The sequence below is a fragment of the Paenalcaligenes hominis genome, assembly GCF_041359055.1.
GTDB lineage: Bacteria > Pseudomonadota > Gammaproteobacteria > Burkholderiales > Burkholderiaceae_B > Paenalcaligenes > Paenalcaligenes hominis_A.
Genome location: NZ_JBGJKZ010000005.1, coordinates 203,194 through 222,929 on the forward strand (window position 1 = coordinate 203,194; position 19,736 = coordinate 222,929).

Annotated in this window: 16 protein-coding genes; 12 read left to right on the forward strand and 4 right to left on the reverse strand. The window is 49.3% G+C overall.

The features are described 5' to 3' along the window. The first annotated feature begins 34 nt into the window (after window positions 1-34). Complete coding sequence (locus ACBP46_RS12030; RefSeq protein WP_371016961.1) at window positions 35-2,023, forward strand: acyltransferase family protein; 1,989 nt, start codon at window positions 35-37, stop codon at window positions 2,021-2,023. Between the two features lie 34 nt (window positions 2,024-2,057). Here the strand turns inward: ACBP46_RS12030 and ACBP46_RS12035 are convergent, their stop codons facing one another. Next, on the reverse strand, window positions 2,058-2,585 hold the full coding sequence (locus ACBP46_RS12035; RefSeq protein WP_371016962.1) for a gamma carbonic anhydrase family protein: 528 nt from the start codon (window positions 2,583-2,585) through the stop codon (window positions 2,058-2,060). A gap of 206 nt (window positions 2,586-2,791) precedes the next feature. On the opposite strand from ACBP46_RS12035, the gene azu reads away from it, so the two are divergent. From azu to ACBP46_RS12050, 3 genes are all read left to right on the forward strand, one after another. Continuing rightward, window positions 2,792-3,241 carry an azurin gene (gene azu / locus ACBP46_RS12040; RefSeq protein ID WP_371016963.1) on the forward strand — a complete coding sequence of 150 codons (450 nt, stop codon included), beginning with the start codon at window positions 2,792-2,794 and terminating at the stop codon, window positions 3,239-3,241. Between the two features lie 135 nt (window positions 3,242-3,376). Further along, a complete protein-coding gene (locus ACBP46_RS12045) occupies window positions 3,377-3,565 on the forward strand; it encodes a DUF3008 family protein (protein ID WP_371016996.1) in 189 nt (62 codons plus the stop codon). Between the two features lie 268 nt (window positions 3,566-3,833). Beyond that, the gene (locus tag ACBP46_RS12050; RefSeq protein ID WP_371016964.1) at window positions 3,834-4,481 is read left to right on the forward strand and encodes a carbonic anhydrase; all 648 of its coding nucleotides are present in this window, start codon (window positions 3,834-3,836) and stop codon (window positions 4,479-4,481) included. 90 nt (window positions 4,482-4,571) lie between these two features. Here ACBP46_RS12050 and hglS read toward each other — a convergent pair whose 3' ends face one another. Both hglS and ydiJ read right to left on the reverse strand, forming a co-directional pair. Next, window positions 4,572-5,963, reverse strand: a complete 1,392-nt coding sequence (gene hglS, locus ACBP46_RS12055) for a 2-oxoadipate dioxygenase/decarboxylase HglS (protein ID WP_371016965.1) — start codon at window positions 5,961-5,963, stop codon at window positions 4,572-4,574. 10 nt (window positions 5,964-5,973) lie between these two features. Beyond that, window positions 5,974-9,060, reverse strand: a complete 3,087-nt coding sequence (ydiJ, locus tag ACBP46_RS12060; protein ID WP_371016966.1) for a D-2-hydroxyglutarate dehydrogenase YdiJ — start codon at window positions 9,058-9,060, stop codon at window positions 5,974-5,976. Window positions 9,061-9,459: 399 nt separating this feature from the next. Here ydiJ and rsmB point away from each other — a divergent pair, with 399 nt between their 5' ends. From rsmB to ACBP46_RS12080, 4 genes are read left to right on the forward strand one after another with little or no spacing between them, the layout of a single operon-like run. Further along, window positions 9,460-10,806 carry a 16S rRNA (cytosine(967)-C(5))-methyltransferase RsmB gene (rsmB, locus tag ACBP46_RS12065; RefSeq protein ID WP_371016967.1) on the forward strand — a complete coding sequence of 449 codons (1,347 nt, stop codon included), beginning with the start codon at window positions 9,460-9,462 and terminating at the stop codon, window positions 10,804-10,806. A gap of 11 nt (window positions 10,807-10,817) precedes the next feature. After that, window positions 10,818-11,417: a DUF4390 domain-containing protein gene (locus tag ACBP46_RS12070; RefSeq protein WP_371016968.1), complete on the forward strand. Its 600-nt coding sequence runs from the start codon at window positions 10,818-10,820 to the stop codon at window positions 11,415-11,417. Then, a complete protein-coding gene (locus tag ACBP46_RS12075; protein WP_371016997.1) occupies window positions 11,417-13,711 on the forward strand; it encodes a sensor histidine kinase in 2,295 nt (764 codons plus the stop codon). The genes ACBP46_RS12070 and ACBP46_RS12075 overlap by 1 nt, the downstream gene beginning before the upstream one ends. A 21-nt stretch (window positions 13,712-13,732) precedes the next feature. Then, window positions 13,733-14,398, forward strand: a complete 666-nt coding sequence (locus ACBP46_RS12080) for a response regulator (protein WP_371016969.1) — start codon at window positions 13,733-13,735, stop codon at window positions 14,396-14,398. Here ACBP46_RS12080 and ACBP46_RS12085 read toward each other — a convergent pair. Next, window positions 14,395-15,282 (reverse strand): methyltransferase domain-containing protein, encoded by an 888-nt coding sequence (locus tag ACBP46_RS12085; RefSeq protein WP_371016970.1) that lies wholly within the window; start codon window positions 15,280-15,282, stop codon window positions 14,395-14,397. The two genes, ACBP46_RS12080 and ACBP46_RS12085, sit on opposite strands and share 4 nt — an antisense overlap. Before the next feature lie 76 nt (window positions 15,283-15,358). On the opposite strand from ACBP46_RS12085, the gene ACBP46_RS12090 reads away from it, so the two are divergent. The 4 genes from ACBP46_RS12090 to ACBP46_RS12105 all read left to right on the forward strand — a co-directional run bounded on the left by ACBP46_RS12090 (window position 15,359) and on the right by ACBP46_RS12105 (window position 19,721). Further along, on the forward strand, window positions 15,359-16,165 hold the full coding sequence (locus tag ACBP46_RS12090; RefSeq protein ID WP_371016971.1) for a ComF family protein: 807 nt from the start codon (window positions 15,359-15,361) through the stop codon (window positions 16,163-16,165). Between the two features lie 5 nt (window positions 16,166-16,170). Next, window positions 16,171-16,641 (forward strand): tRNA (cytidine(34)-2'-O)-methyltransferase, encoded by a 471-nt coding sequence (locus ACBP46_RS12095; protein WP_371016972.1) that lies wholly within the window; start codon window positions 16,171-16,173, stop codon window positions 16,639-16,641. Between the two features lie 186 nt (window positions 16,642-16,827). Further along, a complete protein-coding gene (pobA, locus tag ACBP46_RS12100) occupies window positions 16,828-17,997 on the forward strand; it encodes a 4-hydroxybenzoate 3-monooxygenase (RefSeq protein ID WP_371016973.1) in 1,170 nt (389 codons plus the stop codon). A gap of 272 nt (window positions 17,998-18,269) precedes the next feature. Continuing rightward, a complete protein-coding gene (locus ACBP46_RS12105; protein WP_371016974.1) occupies window positions 18,270-19,721 on the forward strand; it encodes an aldehyde dehydrogenase in 1,452 nt (483 codons plus the stop codon). Window positions 19,722-19,736: the final 15 nt, after the last annotated feature.

The window sequence follows — 19,736 nt, forward strand, 5'->3', positions numbered from 1 at the left end:
CTTTGTTTTGTAACTGATTTGAGCTGAGAAAACGTTGAGTGTAAATCTATCTCCCACTGGCAAAACGCATCCTAAATACCGGCCAGATATTGATGGTTTACGGACTATCGCGGTAATAAGTGTTTTACTTTTCCATGGCTTTCCGGAATGGCTTCCTGGGGGGTTTGTGGGGGTAGATGTTTTTTTTGTAATTAGTGGGTTTTTAATTAGCTCAATTATTATTCGTAGTTTGCGGCTAGGGCAGTTTAGTATTTGGCATTTTTACGAGCGACGTATTCGTCGTTTGTTTCCCGTGCTGGTGGTGGTATTGGTTTTTAGTTTGGGTTTGGGGTGGTTTGTGCTTTCCCCCCTAGAGCTTCAATCTTTAGCCAAACATACAGTAGGTGGGGCTGCTTTTGTTTCAAATCTTATGCTGGCTGCCGATAGCGGGTATTTTAGTGATATTAGCGATACCAATCCGCTTTTGCATTTGTGGTCATTAGGTATAGAGGAGCAGTTTTATTTACTGTGGCCTTTGGTGCTTTGGTTTTTTTATTGGCGTAAATGGCCGTTATGGTTAGCCGTAGTTATTTGTATGGCGTCATCATTTGCCTATAGTCATTATTTAACTTTAGGCAATTTAAAATTAGCATTTTATAATCCTTTTTCACGTTTTTGGGAAATGCTAGCAGGTGCCGCTTTAGCGTGGTGGTCTATTAAAAAAACGCAAAATCCATTATCACTAAATGGTGTAGCACTTAGGCGTCACCATGTATTGTCATTAGCCGGTCTTATCTTTTTTATTGTGGCTTTGGTTAATTTAAATCCACAAAGTGTATTTCCCGGTTGGCGTGCAATTTGGCCTGTGCTTTCCGCGGTGTGTTTTATTGCGGCTGGGCCCTATGCGTGGTTTAACCGCTATGTTTTATCCAGACCGCTTATGGTTTGGGTTGGTTTAATTAGCTACCCTTTGTATTTATGGCATTGGCCTCTATTAGCGTATTTTCATAATTTTAGCTATTTGTTTGAGGCCCAGTGGCACCCGCTTATTATTACTGTTTTATTGTTATTAAGCGTTTTATTGGCTTGGTTGTCGTATCGCTATGTAGAGGAACCCTTACGTGGTGGTCGCGCTGGGCGCATAAAACTGCTTGGCTTGTGTGCAGTGATGGGGCTGATTGCCGTAGTCGCTAGCGCCATTTGGTTAGCCAAAGGCATGCCTAAGCGCTTTGCGCCCGAGGTACGAGAGGTGGTGTCAATGGATTTGCGTACTCCCGAGTGGTTAGGCGCATTACGCGAGGGCCAGTGCCACAATATGGTTTATCGTGACCCCCAGCTAAATGCTGAGCACTGTTTACCCGATGCGTCTGCAAGTGTGGTGCTGTGGGGGGACTCACAAGCCGCATCGCTCTATCAGGCTTTGCACGAGTGGGGGCAAACACAGGGGGTGCAAATCGGCCAGTTAACCATAGATGCGACGGCACCGTATTTTGATGCGGAGCGCAAAAATAATATGGGTTGGGATTACAGCAGCATCTCTGAACGGGCGCTAGAGCAACTCAGACAGCGGCCGCCAGCTGTGTTGGTACTGCATGCGTTTTGGGTGGCCCATAGTCAAACACCCGAGGCCATGCAGCAGCAGTTGCAGACCACCATAGAAAAAATCCGCCATTATTTACCCCAAACAGAGGTTGTTATCCTCGGCCCAATACCCAACTGGAAAAAGCCTGCAGGTCAAAATACGTTTAATTATTTTGCGCTGCGGGGCAGTGTGGTTCCCCCGTTTACGAGTTTTGGTTTGTTGGACAGTGCGCAATTTTTTGATGGGCGTATTCGAGACCATTGGCAAGGGCAGCCGTATGTGCATTATGTTTCTGCTACCGACTACCTGTGTGATACAGAGCAAGCGTGTTTAATCCGTTTGCCCGATCAGAGCTTTGAACCCAAAGCCATGGCCTATGTGGATGATTCCCATCTGTCTACGGCAGCGACACGGTTTTTAGTGCAAAAAATAGCGCCTCAGTTAGAAGCGCTGTTGCCTTAGTTTACGTACCAAAGGCTTAGGGCTTTAGATGGGCTTAATCGCTTAGTTTTACCAAGTCCGTCTTAAATGCTTGCCCGCGTTCTATATAGGTTTGTGCATTTTTTTGCATTGCGACGATGTCGTCTTCAGTTAAGGTGCGTACCGCTTTTGCTGGGCTACCTAAAATAAGGGAACGCGGTGGAAATACTTTGTTTTCTGTAACTAGCGCGCCCGCCCCCACTAGGGACTCTGCACCAATGACGGCACCATTTAGTACCACCGCTTGAATCCCAATTAAGCAGTTGTCCTCGATGGTGCAGCCATGCAGCATGGCTTGATGCCCAACGGTTACGTTCTTGCCTACGGTTAAAGGGTAGCCGGGGTCGGTATGAAAGACGGCCCCCTCTTGGGCATTGCTGCCGTTGCCCAAGACAATGGGCTCGTTATCACCGCGCAAAACGGCCCCAGGCCAAACACTAACCTGCTGCCCTAGATGTACGTCGCCAATCACTACCGCTTCGGCTGCCACGTAGGCGGAATCAGCAATGCTGGGTTTTTTATGTTGAAATTGATAAATAGTCATCCTGCCTCCTCGAAAAGATCACCCCATCATACCGTGGATTGAGAAAGGTACGAAGTCTGCTGAAGGGCCTAATAATAAGGGTTTGATGGGGTTTTATGGCGTAATGCTAAAATTACTTACATAAAGTAAGGGTGGGGGCATGTACAGTTGAAGCAGTTTTTCTTATGATGAAAGAGTAGTTTTTTTTGTTGATTAGGAGGTTATATATGTTCGCGAAATTCACTTTTGCCGCTGCTTTAGCCGTTGCCAGTGTACCGGCAGCAATGGCAGCTGATTGCAGTTTCGATCTCGAAGGCAATGATGCGATGCAGTTTAGCGCCCAAGAAATCATCGTAGATAAAAGTTGTGATGAGTTCACCATTAATCTAAAACACACAGGCACTTTGCCCGTCGCTAGCATGGGTCACAACGTGGTTATTTCTAAAAAGGCCGATGAGCAAGCCGTCGCTAACGATGGTATTGCTGCAGGCTTGGACAACGACTACGTTAAACCAGATGACGAACGTGTTGTAGCTCATTCAAGTGTGATTGGTGGGGGCGAAGACACCTCCGTTACCTTTAAGGTTGCCGATCTAACAGAGGGCGAGGACTACGCTTTCTTCTGCTCTTTCCCTGGCCACTTGGCTTTGATGAAAGGCGATCTAAAAGTCCAATAATTCCTTTTATTGGATATGCTTAAACCGACTTGGGCCAAACTACCGGCACAAGTCGGTTTTTTTGTATGGTGTATTGGGGCGTAGGATCATTACTTGCTAGTAGAGTAATACGTTGAATCGCTAAAGGAGTCGATGATGCCTGCTGTTTCTAAAGCTCAGCAAAAAGCTGCCGGAGCCGCGCTGTCAGCCAAGCGCAAGGAAATCAAAGTCAGTGAGCTCAAAGGGGCGGCTAAATCTATGTATGATTCCATGACGGAAAAAGAGTTAGAGGATTTTGCCGCCACACCACGTAAAAAACTGCCTGAACACAAGGACAGCAAGTAAAAGGATGCGGGTCTTGGGTTGTTTAGTTGTGCATTGTGGTGGTTAGTGTTTGGTTTGTTTGTCGTGCTTAAACGTACAGAGTCAGGCTTAATTAAGTAGGCTTTGTAGGGTGGTATGAGTTTTTTATTGAGTCCAACGGCTAATTGGCAGTAAAATCAGCCAATTAGCTTTAGCGGCGGCTGGTCGTTCACCTAGGAATGGGCTGCTTTAGCGGCAACATCAAGACGGCTTAGCAACGCAAAGCGTTATAGCTGCCCAAGGACTCCGGATGAAAGAAATTATTGAAGGCTTTTTAAAGTTCCAAAAAGAAGCCTATCCTCAGCGCGAGCATTTGTTTAAAAATCTCGCTTCCAATCAAAATCCCCGTGCGTTGTTTATTTCCTGTTCGGATAGCCGAATTGTTCCAGAGCTTGTTACACAACGCGAGCCAGGTGATATTTTCGTTATTCGCAATGCGGGCAATATTGTGCCTTCGTATGGGCCAGAGCCGGGCGGGGTGTCGGCCTCGGTAGAGTACGCCGTGTCTAAGCTCGGTGTGCGGGATTTAGTAATTTGCGGTCACTCTGATTGTGGCGCTATGACTGCTATTGCAGCGTGTCAGTGTCTAGACCACATGCCTGCTGTGAAGCATTGGCTACGTTATGCGGACTCGGCCCGTTTGGTTAATGAAGCGCGTCCTCATGCTAATGAGCAAGAGCGTATTGCTTCAATGGTACGAGAAAATGTGATTGCACAACTCGCTAATGTGCAGACTCATCCATCGGTGCGTTTGGCTTTGGCTGAAAATAAGCTCAGCCTGCATGGTTGGGTCTTTGATATTGAATCGGGTACCATCGACGCCTACGATGGCGCATCGCGCCGCTTTGTGTCGTTGGCAGAGTCTCCCGATGTGGTGGCTGCTCCCGTTGTTTGGTAGAGCACTGCCTTAGCGATTACTTGTCTGCACACTAGCAGTCATAAAAAAGAGTCCTGTGTTTACAGGACTCTTTTTATTGCTAACGGGTGTTTAATTGAGTTGCAGCTGTTGCTTGGTGTGTGCCAAGGAGCGCTCGCTTTGCGCCTGATAAAGCGCTTGCTCATCTTGCACACTACAGCCTAGGTCGCGCTCGAATACCTCTTGATTCGATAGTTGGGCGTATTCTGTGGTGGCTCCTTCGCCTAAGTTCGATTGAAAAATGCCTGCGGCGCTAACTGGTAGGAAGTCTTCGTACACAATGCCATCAATACGGACATCGCCATTTGCAATCAGTGTATCTAGCGTGGTGTTGGCTGGAAACTGACCGGCTTTGGCTAAACCCTGTTCGGTGGGGCTATAGGTAACATGGATTAAGCCTTGCTGGTACAAGCTGAGTAGATCGTCTGGAAAAGCCTTGAAATGACGCTCTAGGACTTCGTAGTAATGATCGGCATTGGCTTCGGTAGTGGGGCCATTCATTTCAGCGCGTGCTGCTTGCAAAAGCTGGTCGTACAGATCACGCCCTTTAGGGGTAAGTGCAGTACCGCGTTGTTCAATTTCACCAAAGCGCGCTGTGTGAGTGCCGCGCTCTGTGCCCTGTTGGTCGCTGTAGCGCACGCTTTCCTCGAGGGCTTTGAAACTGGTTTGGCGCAATAAAATGGGTTGCTGACGGCGCGGCGGACCTTCAATAACCGCTTTAGGGCTAATGCCACGTTTAGGCATTTCTGCTTGGGCAGCATCAATGTCTAGCGTGCGTGGTGTAAGGTGATTAATATGCGGGCCTTTAAAGGCCACCACATCGGCAATGAGACGATGCTGGTCGTGCAAGTTTTGGTATTGCGTGCTGCTAACCGTGGCCTCGCTGTGCCATCTAAAGGTTTCTAGGGCTTCGGTTACAAACTGCTGGGCTTGCTCAGCGGTTAAGCCGCCTTGTTTTTCATGCAGCTCAATGAGCTCAAGCGCAGCAGGCGTAAAAATCTGACGTCGCGCTAGGATTTCATTGGCTTCGTCGCGCAAGGTGGGGTTGTCAATGAGCTCAAGTCGCAATAGCGAGGTAAAGACGCGAAATGGGCTTTGACGTAAATCGGCCTCGTGCAGTGCCCGAAATGCCGTAGAGTGCACAGGAACGCCAGCCGGAGCAAGATCGTAATACCCCACTGGTTCCATCCCCATTACCGCAAACAATCGACGCAAGGTGTGTAGTTCGTGCGCTGTGCCAACGCGGATGGCACCATGGCGCTCCTCATCAAGTCGTTCTAATTCGTGTGTGGTGCGTAAATGTTGCTCTAGTTGCGGATTTTGCTGTAGGCAGTCTTGATTGACCTGAGCCACAAGATCAAGCAGCTCGCCATATAAAGGAACCTCGTCCTTATACATGGTGGACATGGCTGTTGAGAATAAGGCTCGGATTTGGCTAGGAGCCATAAAGGGGGTGGATGGCATCAACTGTCTCCTATTTTCTGGCTTGAGAGTAATAGTGTTGTTGCAGTATTTGCAACGGATGTTTGATTTTAAGTTGGCTAAAGCGTTCGACCTGACTGCGACAGGAATAACCGGTCGCTAACAAGCGGCCACTACCACCGTGGCGTGCCACAATGCGCTGCCAGGATTGACCATAAATAGTGGCGGAGGTGGTTTGGTGTTGGCTTTCGTGACCATAGGTACCCGCCATGCCACAGCAGCCGCTAGCCACATTGACTAAATTTAGGCCTAGTAAAGCAAAGACGTCTTTCCATAAAGCGGCGGCTTTAGGGGCGGTGGTTTTTTCAGTGCAATGACCCACCAAATAATAGGTGTTATCCAAGGTGGTATCGTTTTGCACGTGACTGAGGTCTTGGTGCTGCAGCCAGTGGTGCAGCCATTCCTGAGGTAGTTGCACGCTAGGCGCTGTCATATCGGGCTCGAGCGCTTGACGGTATTCTTGGCGATACACCAAGGTCATGGCAGGGTCTAAGCCCACCAATGCTACCCCTTCGGCGCTGAGCTCGTTTAGCAGTTGCGCATGACGCTGGGCTTGTTGTTTAAAACGATTTAAAAACCCGTGAACTTGCAGCGGTTTGCCGTTAGGCATAAAAGGCACTATATACACATTGACCTGTAGATGCTGCAATAAGGCTAGCCATTCTTCCCACAAAGGGGTTTCAAAATAACGTGTAAACGCGTCTTGCACCAAAATAATGCTATTTTGTTTTTGTGCTGGGCTGAGTTGTTTTAAGACGTCTGGGGTAGCAACCTGCACCCCATAACGCTCTAGCAAAGGCTGCCAAGCAGTGGTGCTTAATAACGGAATATCGCTTAGGCCTACGGTTTTGCTGACCAGAGTTTGTATTGGCTTTAGTCGCATCATGCCGTTGTAGAGTGCAGGCACTTTGGCTGCATAGGGCAATACGTACTCAAGCGAGCCCACTGCATAGTCTTTGAGTGGTCGCAAATAGCGGCTGTGATACAGGTATAAAAAGCGAGCTTTAAAATCGGGTACGTTTACTTTGACGGGGCATTGGCCCGCACAGGATTTACAGGACAAGCAGCCCTCTAGGGCCTCGTAAACCTGATGGGAATAGTCCTCTTTTTTAGAGCGCGGCTGTTGCCAGCTGGCTTGGGCTTTATGCAGCCATTGCTTGAGGTGCCCTAGCGCCGTGTTGGGGGCTTGGTAGGTGCTAAGGTCTAGACCTTGATTGTTTTGCAGGCGTAGCCATTCGCGCACTGCCGAGGCGCGGCCTTTGGGTGAATGCAGACGATCGCGTGTGGCTTTCCACGAGGGGCACATGGCGTCGTCTGTGTCGTAGTTGTAGCATGCGCCGTTGCCATTACAGTACACGGCACTATTAAACAGTTTCCAATCAGAAAACTTGATTTGGCGGTCGAAGTCACCGCGGAGCTCGACCTGATCTACCGCTAGTAGCTGGGCGTTAGGGGTAGTGCTGGGTGTGGCGATTTTTCCGGGGTTAAGCTGGTTGTATGGGTCAAATAAGGCTTTAATTTGCTGCAGCACGGGGTACAAGTCGCCAAAGAATTTGGGTGCATAGCCCGAGCGCAGCCCTTTGCCGTGTTCGCCCCACAGCACGCCACCGTATTTATGCACAAGCTCTACCACTTTGTCTGTAATAGGGCGGATCATGGCGGCTTGGGCAGGGTCTTTCATATCTAGAGCAGGGCGTACATGCAAGACCCCGGCGTCCACGTGCCCAAACATGCCATAAGACAAATTGGCCTCGTCCAAGACCGCACGGAATTCAGCAATAAAATCCGCTAGGTTTTCTGGTGGTACAGCAGTGTCTTCTACAAAAGGCTGGGGGCGTATTTCGCCCTCTACGTTGCCTAACAAGCCCACGGAACGTTTACGCATGCCGTATACGGTATTAACGGCTTTGGCACCGTAAGCGACGGTATGCCCTAGGCGCACTACGCTGGTGTCGCTTTCCAAATGCTTGATAAAGGCTGTAACTGTATGCTGCAGTGTATCGATATCGTTACCGGCAAACTCAATTAGATTAATACCCAAGGTGGGGGTGCCATCGGCATTGTCAGGGAAGTACTCTGCCACACTGTGCCAAATGATATCGTTTTGTGCCAAGCCCAAGACCTTGGAGTCTACGGTTTCAATAGAAAGCGGCTTTAAGGCCATTAATGCTTTGGCATCACGCAACGCAGCCTCAAAGTCGGCATAGCGCACATTCACTAGAATTTGTTCGGTGGGAATAGGCAGTACGTTGAGTTTGGCTTCGGCAATAAAGCCCAACGAGCCTTCGGCACCACACAGTAAATTGTTGAGGTTAAAGGACTCGCCCTCTTTAATATGGGGTAAGTCGTAACCTGTTAAGCAACGATTTAATGGTGGGAAAGTATCGCGGATGGCTTGGGCGTGAGTGGTGACCAGTTGGTCGATGGTTTGATAAAAAGCACCCACTAACGGGTCGGCTTTAAATGCTGGCAGTTCATCGGTATGGAGAGGATGAGTATCCAAGACCTGCCCACCTAGCAACACAGTTTTAAGACCCAAAACATGATCGCGCGTTTTGCCATACGTACAGCTGCCCTGACCACTGGCGTCGGTGTTGATCATGCCGCCTATGGTGGCTCGGTTTGAGGTGGATAGCTCGGGAGCAAAAAATAAGCCATATGGCTTGAGCGCGGCATTGAGTTGATCTTTTACCACGCCGGGCTGCACCACTGCGGTACGGGCGCGCGCATCAATATGAAGGATTTGATTCATATGACGCGACATATCCACAATAAGCCCGTCAGTTAATGACTGACCGTTGGTGCCAGTGCCCCCACCACGTGCTGTGAGTACGATGCTGCGGTATTTGTCGCTGCCTGCTAATCGACTAATACAAATTAAGTCGTCGGTGTGACGAGGAAATACGCTGGCTTGGGGCAAGCGCTGATAAATAGAGTTGTCGGTGGCAAAAACAACACGTTTGGCTAGATCGCGTTCGATATCGCCTTGGAAGCCTTGGGCGGCTAAATCGGTTAAAAACTCGTTATAGAGCGAGTTTTCTTGAACGCGGTGTACGGGCAAAAAAGCAATGTGTTCCATCGTGTCCTAGCAGTCAGCAAACAGAGGGCAAAAGCCTCTGTACAATAAATCGGCATGGGTGAAAATTTCACAGGCGGTATACGCTATACGCCTACCCTCCATCAAAGCAAACTTTGCGTGGGGAATCAAGCGAATAAAAACCCGCAATACATTCCATTTGTTCATGAGTGGCAGGGTGGGCAGAGTAGAATTTTACCCCTTGTCTGGCGTATTGCGTGCCACATCACCGCTTGTTTTTAGGCGTAATAGTAAAGCGTGCAAGAAAACAGCCAACTGTGCTCAGAGCGTGATAAGGCGTACTTTGCACAGCACAGTTATTAATGTGAACTCCTATAAAAGCGTAAATAATGATACAGTTTATGTTGCTGCCTTTTTTGGCTTTTTTTGGCTCAGTTTTTCATGTCTACCGCTTCTCAGCCTGCTTTAGCTCAGGTTTTACTTGCTTCCGCTCGTCATATCCACGAGGTTCTTACAGGGTCTTCGCTAACTGACAGTTTGGCGCGCACGCCAACGTCGGTGCGTGCGGCTGCACAGGCTCACAGTTTTTATGCTTTACGTCACTTGGGCTTGGCGCAAGAGCTGCGTCGTTTGTTGGTACCGCGTCAACCCAAAGAGCCGCTACTAGACGCGTTACTGATGGAAGCTCTGCTTTTGGTGGATGTGGCTGTGCGTTTTCAAGCAGATCGAACTGCATTTAGCGATCGTCCCGAAACGCCTATTTATTCGGTGCACACCGTGGTAGACCAAGCCGTCGAAGCCGCCCAGTCACAACGTCAGTTGCGGCCTTTTAAAAACTTATTAAATGCCGTGTTGCGGCGTTTTATTCGTGAACGAGACGCATTGCTTGAGCAAGCTTTAAAAAAGCCCGTCGCACGCTGGAATCACCCAGCATGGTGGGTGCAGCGTTTAAAAAAAGCTTATCCCAACGATTGGCAGCAGATTTTGCAGGTAGCGGCTATTCCCGCTCCATTAACCTTGCGGGTGAATCAGCGTCGTTGTTCCGTAGCGCGGCTCTTGGCCTTGCTCGAGCAAGCCCAGATTCCAGCTTGGTCGCCCGGTCACGATACCGTTATTCTGCAACAAGCTCGTCCTGTGCAGCAGATTCCTGCTTTTGATTTGGGCTGGTGGTCGGTACAAGACAGTTCTGCCCAAATTGCCGGACGCTTGCTACCTATAACCGATGGTATGCGCGTGCTAGACGCTTGCGCTGCCCCCGGGGGTAAAACAGCCCACTTATTAGAGCGTGCCGATATCGATCTGGTGGCCTTAGATGTGGACGCCAGTCGTCTAGAGCGCGTCAGTGAAAACATACAGCGACTAGGGCTAGAGGGTAATCATGTGCAGCTAAAGGCTGCGCCAGCCCAAGACCTAAATGCGTGGTGGGATGGTGTGCCTTTTGATGCGATTTTGGCTGATGTGCCGTGCACCGCCGCTGGCATTGTGCGACGTCATCCTGATATTCGCTGGTTGCGACGTGAGTCCGACATTCAGGCTACAGCGGCATTACAGCAGCACATACTCAAAGCGTTATGGAGCACGTTAAAACCTACCGGTCATTTGCTCTATGTAACGTGTTCGGTTTTTCCCGAAGAAGGGCAACAACAACTCGAGCAGTTTCTAGCACAGCATCCAGATGCGGTACTATTACCCGAGTCACCCTTGCAGGTTCTGCCGTCCTTAACGACGCATGACCAGGCGGGGGGCGATGGGTTTTTCTACGCTTTGCTTCAAAAAAGTGCTCAATAGGGTAGTAAACAATGCGCGAATTACGTTTTTCTATACACGTGATAGTGGCTTGTTTTATCAGTTTGATGGTGTGGGTCACGGCAGCAAATGCTGATGACCCCGCCCAGCTCGGTGGGGCTGAGCAAGTCATTGTGGTTGAGCCATACATCGAAGACGGCAAGCTTTTCATTAATGCTGATATTGAGTTTGAGCTTTCTGATGAGTTACGTCAGGCGGCCTTGAAAGGCGTGCCTTTACACTTTACTGCCGATGTGGAAATTAATCGGGCGCGTTGGTGGTGGTTCGACAAAACAGAAATTAAAGAAAGCCAAACATGGCGGGTGGTCTATAACGCCCTCACACGGCAGTGGCGTGTAGGGGCCGGCGATCTGCTTTGGCCCGAGTCGTCTTTGCAGGATGCGTTGTATCCTATGCAATCTATCCGACAATGGGCGGTGGCGTATGCCATTGATTTAGACCCCAATAAAACATACGAGGGGCGCTTACGCTTGCGCCTAGACACTTCTCTTTTAACCCGTCCGCTTCAGGTTGATGCTTTGAATGGGCGCTCGTGGTCCTTAGCAACCCCATGGAAAAATTTCAATTTCTCCGTCGACGCGCTCCAGCCCTAATACGTTGGTCGCTGCGCTTTGCTTTAGTTGTTGCCGTCATTAGTGCGATTGCACTTTTGGCTATGCTGGTGTGGTCCACGGTAAATGCTTCGCGTTTTGCGCAGTATTATGAGGTGCTACTAGGCTTAAACCTGGTCTTAGCGCTTGCCCTGATTTTTTGGGTGTTAATTCTTACTGTCCGCCTTTGGCGTCAAATACGCCGCCGTCAGTTTGGTGCCAAGATGACGGCACGCTTTGCGTGGTATTTCACCTTAATTGGCATTATTCCCGGTGCTTTAATTTATGTGCTGTCTGTGCATTTTTTGTCCAAGTCCATCGAGTCTTGGTTTAATGTGCGGGTAGATTCAGCGCTGGAGTCCGGATTGAATCTAGGTCGTGCCGCACTCGATCAGCAACTGGACGAGGTAAAAAAACAAGCGAATCAGTTGGTTGCTGGCTTAGACGGCGCACCCAATGGCAGCGCCATCATGCTGAGTACTTTGCGCGAAAGCTATGAGATGAAAGAGGTCATGGTGTTTACCTCTAGTGGGCGTTTACTGTCTTTTTCCAGTTCGGACTATGCGTTGTTGTTGCCCGATTTGCCCCCACCTCAGGTTATCAATCAGTTACGTGTGGCGCATGAGTATGCCGCCGTTGAAGTAGACGAAAACAGTCCGGGTGAAATGGGGTTACGGCTGCGTGTCATTTTGCCTTTGGTGTCAAATGAAAACAGTTTGACTCAGTATGGGGTGAATCCTGACAAGCGCTGGCTGCAGGTGATTCAACCGGTGCCCGAGAAACTAGCGCGTCACGCCAATTTAATCCAACAAGGTTATAACGACTACCAAGAGCTAGGACTATCGCGCGTGGGTTTACGCAAGCTCTACAGCCTGACCCTGACTTTAGCATTGGTGTTGGCGGTGTTTGCAGCGGTAGTGGCGGCATTTGCCTTGTCACGTCGTCTGGTACGGCCGTTGCTGACCTTGGCAGGGGGTACCCAAGCTGTCGGGGTGGGGGATTACCGTCCTTTGCCAGAGATGGCGTCTTCTGCCGACGAGGTAGGGCAGTTAACGCGTTCTTTTAACGCCATGACGCGTCAGCTCGAAGAGGCGCGGCGTATGGTGGAAAACAATAAGCGCCAACTGGAACGCTCCAATGTGTATTTGGAGTCCGTGCTAAGTCATCTTTCGGCTGGGGTGCTGGTATTTGATGAAAGATTTAGCCTAACCCGCTTTAACGAAGGCGCGCAGCGTATTTTACAAATAGATTTGCTGGGGCTGATGGGGCGTAGTCTTGATGAGTTTGAGCCAATTCAAGCGTTTGCCACCCACATCCGAAATGCGTTTGCTTCCCATGTGGCGGTTGAGTCCGAGCGTGAGCATTGGCAGCAGCAGTTCGAGATCGAGTTACGCACTGCATACGATGTAGAGCCCACTATTATTACGTTATTGGCTCGAGGGACAACCTTGGTCGTGGATGGGCAACGCAATGGCTATTTGGTCGTATTTGATGACATTAGTGATGTGATTTCTGTGAATCGCTTAGCGGCGTGGGGGGAGGTTGCACGTCGTTTGGCTCATGAAATTAAAAACCCCTTAACCCCCATTCAGCTTTCAGCGGAACGTTTGGCTTTGAAGCTGGTAGATAAGCTAGACGAAAAAGACGCGGGCATGTTAACCCGAGCCACCAACACCATTGTGAATCAAGTGGCTTCGCTTAAACAAATGGTCGAGGACTTCCGCGAGTACGCTCGTACTCCACCGGCTCAAATGCAGTCTGTTGATTTAAATGAGTTAATCTCTGAAATAGCCAGTTTGTACGGCTGGGATCCGGTGACGCAAACTAGCGTTGATCCACAACGCATTCCTTTGCAAATTAGCTTGTACGAGGGTTTGCCTTTGCTTGAGGGCGACCCAACGCAGCTGCGCCAAATTATCCATAATTTGCTAAGTAACGCTACAGATGCACTGGAACACGATAAATCACAAGAAAATCCCTGTATAGTAGTGCGTACTAGCCTTACCCACGTAGATAATAATCAATCTCAACCCGCAGTACGATTAGTGATGTCTGATAATGGTCCTGGTTTTGATGATGCTATTTTGGCTCGGGTGTTTGAGCCGTACATTACCACCAAGTCCACAGGCACCGGATTAGGGCTTGCTATAGTAAAGAAAATTATTGAAGAACATGGCGGTAAAATAGATTTAGCGAATCGCCAAGATGGCGGCGCACGAATTTCAATGTTATTTATGCGCCTAGCCAATACGACGCAAACATTGCATAATAAATCCGAGGGCAATCATAATGCCTAAAAAGAACGTTAGGGACGGTTTATGGCCAGAATTCTGGTAGTTGATGACGAAATCGGTATCCGTGAACTCTTATCGGAAATCTTATACGACGAGGGTCACTCCGTAGAGGTGGCAGAAAACGCAGCTCAAGCACGAGAAGCGCGTTTACGGGCTCGCCCAGATTTAGTGTTACTTGATATCTGGATGCCCGACATCGACGGAGTCAGCCTACTTAAAGAGTGGGCAGCCCGCGGCTTATTAGATATGCCGGTAATTATGATGAGTGGTCATGCCACTGTCGATACCGCCATGGAAGCCACCCGTATTGGGGCGGTGGACTTCTTAGAAAAACCCATTGCAATGCAAAAACTACTCGAGGCGGTGGCTTCGGGCTTAGAGCGCACTGTGGTGGTTCCCAAAAATGTAGTGCAAAATGTTGCCAGCACTAGCGCAACGGCTCCGGCTATGGCTCAAGCAGCACCGCAGCCTCAAGACGAGTCATACCTAGGCTCTATTTCGCTGGACTTACCTTTGCGCGAAGCCCGTGATGAGTTCGAACGCATTTATTTCGAATACCATTTGGCACGCGAAAATTACAGCATGACTCGAGTTTCCGAGCGCACTGGTCTAGAACGCACGCACTTATACCGCAAATTAAAACAACTAGGCATTGACGCGTCGGCACGTCGTCGTCAGCAGTCCTCTTAGTTTTTGCGCTTAATACTGCTTAGGGGTATGCGCACTTCGTTGCCATGCTGCTGAGCAGTGGTACGCCAAGCGTGCCCATAGGCGACCTCGATGGTCAGGTGGATTTTGCCATCCATTTGCCGTTGGCTTTCTAGTGCTTGAATTAAACGTTGCAGTGCTGCCCGTGTCACAGGGCGACGTTGGGGGTGCGGGTTGCCGCCCAAATGGTACACGTCTTTAAGTAACTTCTGTGCAGACCCATACGTAAGGGTCAGGGTTTCCTGATCCATAACGGGGTCAGTAAAGCCATGCTGTAACAGCATATCGCCGTAATCATGCATATCCACAAACTCAAGCAGCGCCGTATTTAGCTCGGCCTGAGCCACTGCCTGTCGAAGCTCGATAAAGCTCGCAGGGCCAAAAGTCGAGAACATCAATAAGCGCTCAGGGCGCAAAAGGCGACGCCATTCATTGATGACCTGCTCGGGCTCGGGATGCCAGTGCAAGGCTAAATTAGACCAAATTAAATCAAAAGACGCAGGCGCTAGGTGAGTTTGAGCCAGGTCGGCTTCTACGAACTGTGGGGCATTAGACTCTTTTTTGCGTAAGCGTTGCCATAAACTGGGGCTTTGGCCATGGCGTTGTGTAGCAAGAGCCAATAATGCTGAGCTGTGATCCACCCCTACGTATTTCATATCAACGTATTTAGCCCGTAGCGGGTCAACCGCATGGCCTGCGCCGCAACCGGCATCCAAAATATCGGTGGGCTGCAAGGTCATATAGCTAAGCCGTGACAGCATGCGCTGGGCGATTTCGCCGTACAAAAACTGCGCTGCATCTAAGGGCGCGCGCCGATTGAACTGCAGTTGAACGTGACGAGCATTAATAGGGCGAGACGTGGTCATGTAGAGCAACACCTAGGAAAATTCACAGCAAAGAAGTCTATCTATTATGGCTGATTTCCCTCTAGGAGGCGACTGCATGCTGCGTTCAAAGTACACCCAATCGTTGCGTTTATTGTTTCAAAATCACTGTTTGTTGTGCACATTGCCTTTAGGTGGCACAGGGCAAAGACGGTTATTGATGCCGAACTCTAACCGGAAAAGCGCATTAGCGAAGTCCCATTTTATTTTGTGTGCAGAGTGCCGCACTGACTGGTTGGGTGGACATAAACAAGTGCGTTGGCGCTGCCAACGGTGTAAAGTAGCGGTTTTGGGCGATGGTGAGAGCTTGCATCTGGATTGTATGTCGTGCCGCGACAGGCCTCTGGCGCTGGCTCAGTTGGCTGTTGCGTTTGATTATGCTGCGCCGGTTGACAGTCTGGTGTGGCGCTTAAAAAGCTTTGGACAGTTTCGTTTGGCTCCTGTTTTGGCCGAGTTAATGCTTGAAGTTCTAAGGGCAGATTCGTGGGTGTTGCCTGCTGATACGTGGGTGGTAGCTATTCCATCGCGTCGTCAAGCACTGTGCAAGCGCGGTTTTAATCCTGCGGCAGAGCTAGGGCGCTATGTGGCGCAGGGCTTAGGCTTACATTGGGCTCCTAGCGCTATTGCATTGGCACAGCCAGCACATGCTCAAGCCCAAAAACACCGTACCCAAAATCAGCGTTGGCAGTATGCTCAACGTGCTTTTCAGTGGTGCTCTACGGCCACACCTAAGACTTTGCTTGTCATCGATGATGTGTTGACCACAGGTAGCACGTTGCACGGGGCAGCTCTATGCGCACAAGCGCACGGAGTACATCAAGTCTATGGTTTGGCTTTGGCACGAACCCCGTGGCTTAACGAATAAAAATCATGTTTCATATAGTTCTGGTTTCCCCCGAAATCCCCCCTAATACGGGCAACATCATCCGTCTTGCTGCTAACACCGGTGCCCATTTGCATTTGGTCGAACCGTTAGGCTTTAGGCTTGAGGACAGCAAGCTTAAACGTGCCGGTCTTGACTACCACGAATGGGCACATATGCAAATTCATCCCGATTTGCCTACTGCTTTAGAGCAGATTGGTGCGGCACCCACGCGCTGCTTTGCTATGACAACCAAAGGCTCAAGCCTAATTGCTAATCATTCTTTTTTGCCTGGTGATGTGTTTGTGTTTGGCTGTGAAACAGCTGGTTTAAAGCCGGAGCAAGTGGCCTTGTTTGATGTAGGTCAACGATTGCGTTTACCGATGATGCCAGGGCAGCGCAGTTTAAATTTATCAAATGCTGTAGCTGTGACGGTGTTTGAGGCATGGCGTCAAAGTGATTATGCAGGCGGCTGTTAAGTGTTTTACCTGTGGCTCATAAAGAGCCATTTTTTTGGTTTGAAATCGGTTTTTAGCTAAAAATAGGCGCAAGCGCTATGAAAACGCATAACTGTTAGTACAGTTATGTGGTTTTTCCTTTGGTTTTTTTTGCAGACAATGAAGACATCTATCTATATCACTGCAATTTCTGTAGCGGAGGAAAACATGCGTACGCAAGTCGCTATTATTGGAGCCGGCCCGTCTGGTTTGTTGCTTGGTCAAATTTTGTCCAGAAATGGTATCGACAACGTTATTTTAGAGCGCCAAACAGGTGAATACGTATTAGGTCGTATTCGTGCTGGCGTACTAGAAAGCGTGACTATTGATGGTTTAAAGCGTGCTGGTGTTACCGAAAACCTAGAGAAACACGGCTTGAACCATGATGGCTGTGAAATCATCTTTAACGACATGTCCTACCGCGTGGATTTTGAGAAGCAGGTGGGCCGTCATGTGGTGGTCTATGGTCAAACTGAAGTTACACGCGACCTAATGGCAGCGCGCGAAGCCATTGGGGCCACGACTATTTATGAAGCCAAAGACGTGGCTTTGCATGATGTGGATACAGCGACGCCTTATGTTACTTATATTAAAGACGGCCAAGAGCACCGCTTAGATTGTGATTATGTAGCAGGCTGTGATGGTTTCCATGGTGTATCGCGCAAAACCATTCCTGCTGATATTTTAAAAACTTACGAGCGTGTTTATCCTTTTGGTTGGTTAGGCTTGATGGCTGATACACCACCAGTGTCGGATGAATTGATTTATCTAAAACACGAACGGGGTTTTGTATTATGTAGCCAGCGCTCTAAAACACGCAGCCGTTACTATTTACAGGTTCCACTAACAGATAAGGTCGAAGACTGGAGTGACGAGCGTTTTTGGGACGAGTTACGCACTCGCCTTGGCCCAGAGCGCTCTGCCAATCTGGTTACTGGGCCCAGCATAGAAAAAAGTATTGCTCCATTGCGCAGCTTTGTGGCCGAGCCCATGCGCTACCACAATTTGTTCCTAGCTGGTGATGCGGCACATATTGTGCCCCCAACAGGTGCTAAAGGGCTTAACTTAGCCGCTAGCGACGTGTTGTACTTATCCGATGCCTTAATCGATTTTTATAAAAATAACGATACTGCTGGCATCGAGGGCTACTCTGAGCGCTGCTTGAAACGCGTTTGGGGGGCAGAGCGATTCTCTTGGTACATGACCAATATGCTGCACACTTTCCCCGAACATGATGCGTGGGACAAAAAAATGCAAAAAGCGGAGTTTATGCAATTGCTTAACTCTGAAAACGGGGCGCGTCTATTAGCTGAGAATTATGTAGGGTTACCTTACTAATTAACGCTATGATCGTCTCATAATAGGTATAGGGAGCCAAACTTAAATGTTTGGACTCCCTATCACTCTATTAGGCTCCTGCCCGGAGCACTTATTCAGTTCTTGTTGCCAAGGCCGGATAAAACAGGTCGCAACAAGAACCAAGCAGTACACCATATATGCTCAAGACACATATTATGGCTTTGAGGTGGTCAATAGCCGGGTGGCTTATATAGCCAGCCCATTCATTATTGATGTTGGGTTATGAACTCAAAGTAAACTGGAGATACCCTGTGAATACAGTGAAGTTACTCATTGATGGTCAGATGCGCGATGCCGTTGAACAAAAGACATTTACGCGTATGAACCCTATTACCGGCGAGGTGGCTACAGTGGCCGCAGCGGCACAGCCCGCCGATGTGCAGGCCGCGCTCGAGTCAGCCGAAAAAGCATTTCATGTTTGGTCAAAGCTTGGTCCCACCGAGCGCCGCAAACGCTTACTTAAAGCGGCCGACTTAATGGATCAGCGTGCCCAAGAGTTTGTGCTCACAGCGCGTCAGGAAACCGGCTCGACTAACTCGTGGTACGGCTTCAACGTGCATTTATCAGCGAATATTTTGCGCGAAGCGGCAGCAATGACTACCCAAATTGATGGCTCTATTATTCCATCAGATTTACCGGGTAGCCTTTCTATGGGTTTTCGAGTGCCATGTGGTGTGATATTAAGCATTGCACCCTGGAATGCGCCGGTTATTTTAGCGACCCGTGCTATTGCTATGCCATTGGCTTGCGGTAATACGGTAATCCTTAAAGCCTCAGAGCTTTGCCCGGCTACGCATACCTTAATCGGAGAAGTGCTAAACGATGCAGGTATTGGTGCAGGGGTAGTGAATGTAATTACCAATGCCCCCGAGGACGCTCCTGCTATTGTAGAGCAGCTTATCGCCCATCCTGCTGTGAAGCGTGTGAACTTTACTGGCTCTACCAAAGTGGGCAGAATCATCGCAGGTACAGCGGCTAAATACTTAAAACCTGTGCTGCTCGAGCTAGGTGGCAAAGCTCCTGTTATTGTGTGCGAGGATGCCGACTTGGATCAGGCCGTCGAAGGCGTAGCCTTTGGTGCGTTTTTTAACCAAGGGCAGATTTGTATGTCCACAGAGCGTCTTTTGGTGAGTGAAAAAATTGCCGATGCGTTTTTAGAAAAATTAGTGGCTAAAATCCAGCGCATTAAAGTGGGCTCACCAGACTTAGAGGACACGACTTTTGCGTACCTAGAAAGCCCGCAGTCAGTACAACGCATTACGGCTTTGGTCGAAGACGCGGTATCCAAGGGGGCTACGTTGCCAGTGCCACTGCAAACAGACGGGGCGTTGATGCATCCGCTGATTGTGAATGGGATTACGCCCGAGATGAAGCTTTATGCCGAGGAGTCCTTTGGTCCTCTAGCCACAATGACCACGTTTGCAACCGAAGAAGAAGCCGTTCGTTTAGCCAATGACACAGCCTATGGCTTGTCTGCTGCGGTATTTACACAAAACATCAATAAAGGCTTAGATTTAGCTAAGCAAATTGAAAGTGGTATTTGTCATATCAACGGTCCTACCGTACATGACGAGGCTCAAGCCCCATTTGGGGGTTCCAAAGACAGTGGCTACGGCCGTTTTGGCAGTAAGTCTGCGGTGAATGAGTTTACTGAAATGCGTTGGGTAACCATACAAACCACACCGCGTCAGTATCCCTTGTAGTTACGTAGCGTAGGT

Bases quoted from the DNA above. Each gene is read 5' to 3' on its own strand.
- ACBP46_RS12035 (WP_371016962.1), bottom strand. From the start codon at position 2,585: ATGACTATTTATCAATTTCAACATAAAAAACCCAGCATTGCTGATTCC.
- azu (WP_371016963.1), top strand. From the start codon at position 2,792: ATGTTCGCGAAATTCACTTTTGCCGCTGCTTTAGCCGTTGCCAGTGTA.
- ACBP46_RS12045 (WP_371016996.1), top strand. From the start codon at position 3,377: ATGCCTGCTGTTTCTAAAGCTCAGCAAAAAGCTGCCGGAGCCGCGCTG.
- ACBP46_RS12050 (WP_371016964.1), top strand. From the start codon at position 3,834: ATGAAAGAAATTATTGAAGGCTTTTTAAAGTTCCAAAAAGAAGCCTAT.
- hglS (WP_371016965.1), bottom strand. From the start codon at position 5,963: ATGCCATCCACCCCCTTTATGGCTCCTAGCCAAATCCGAGCCTTATTC.
- ydiJ (WP_371016966.1), bottom strand. From the start codon at position 9,060: ATGGAACACATTGCTTTTTTGCCCGTACACCGCGTTCAAGAAAACTCG.
- rsmB (WP_371016967.1), top strand. From the start codon at position 9,460: ATGTCTACCGCTTCTCAGCCTGCTTTAGCTCAGGTTTTACTTGCTTCC.
- ACBP46_RS12070 (WP_371016968.1), top strand. From the start codon at position 10,818: ATGCGCGAATTACGTTTTTCTATACACGTGATAGTGGCTTGTTTTATC.
- ACBP46_RS12080 (WP_371016969.1), top strand. From the start codon at position 13,733: ATGGCCAGAATTCTGGTAGTTGATGACGAAATCGGTATCCGTGAACTC.
- ACBP46_RS12085 (WP_371016970.1), bottom strand. From the start codon at position 15,282: ATGACCACGTCTCGCCCTATTAATGCTCGTCACGTTCAACTGCAGTTC.
- ACBP46_RS12090 (WP_371016971.1), top strand. From the start codon at position 15,359: ATGCTGCGTTCAAAGTACACCCAATCGTTGCGTTTATTGTTTCAAAAT.
- ACBP46_RS12095 (WP_371016972.1), top strand. From the start codon at position 16,171: ATGTTTCATATAGTTCTGGTTTCCCCCGAAATCCCCCCTAATACGGGC.
- pobA (WP_371016973.1), top strand. From the start codon at position 16,828: ATGCGTACGCAAGTCGCTATTATTGGAGCCGGCCCGTCTGGTTTGTTG.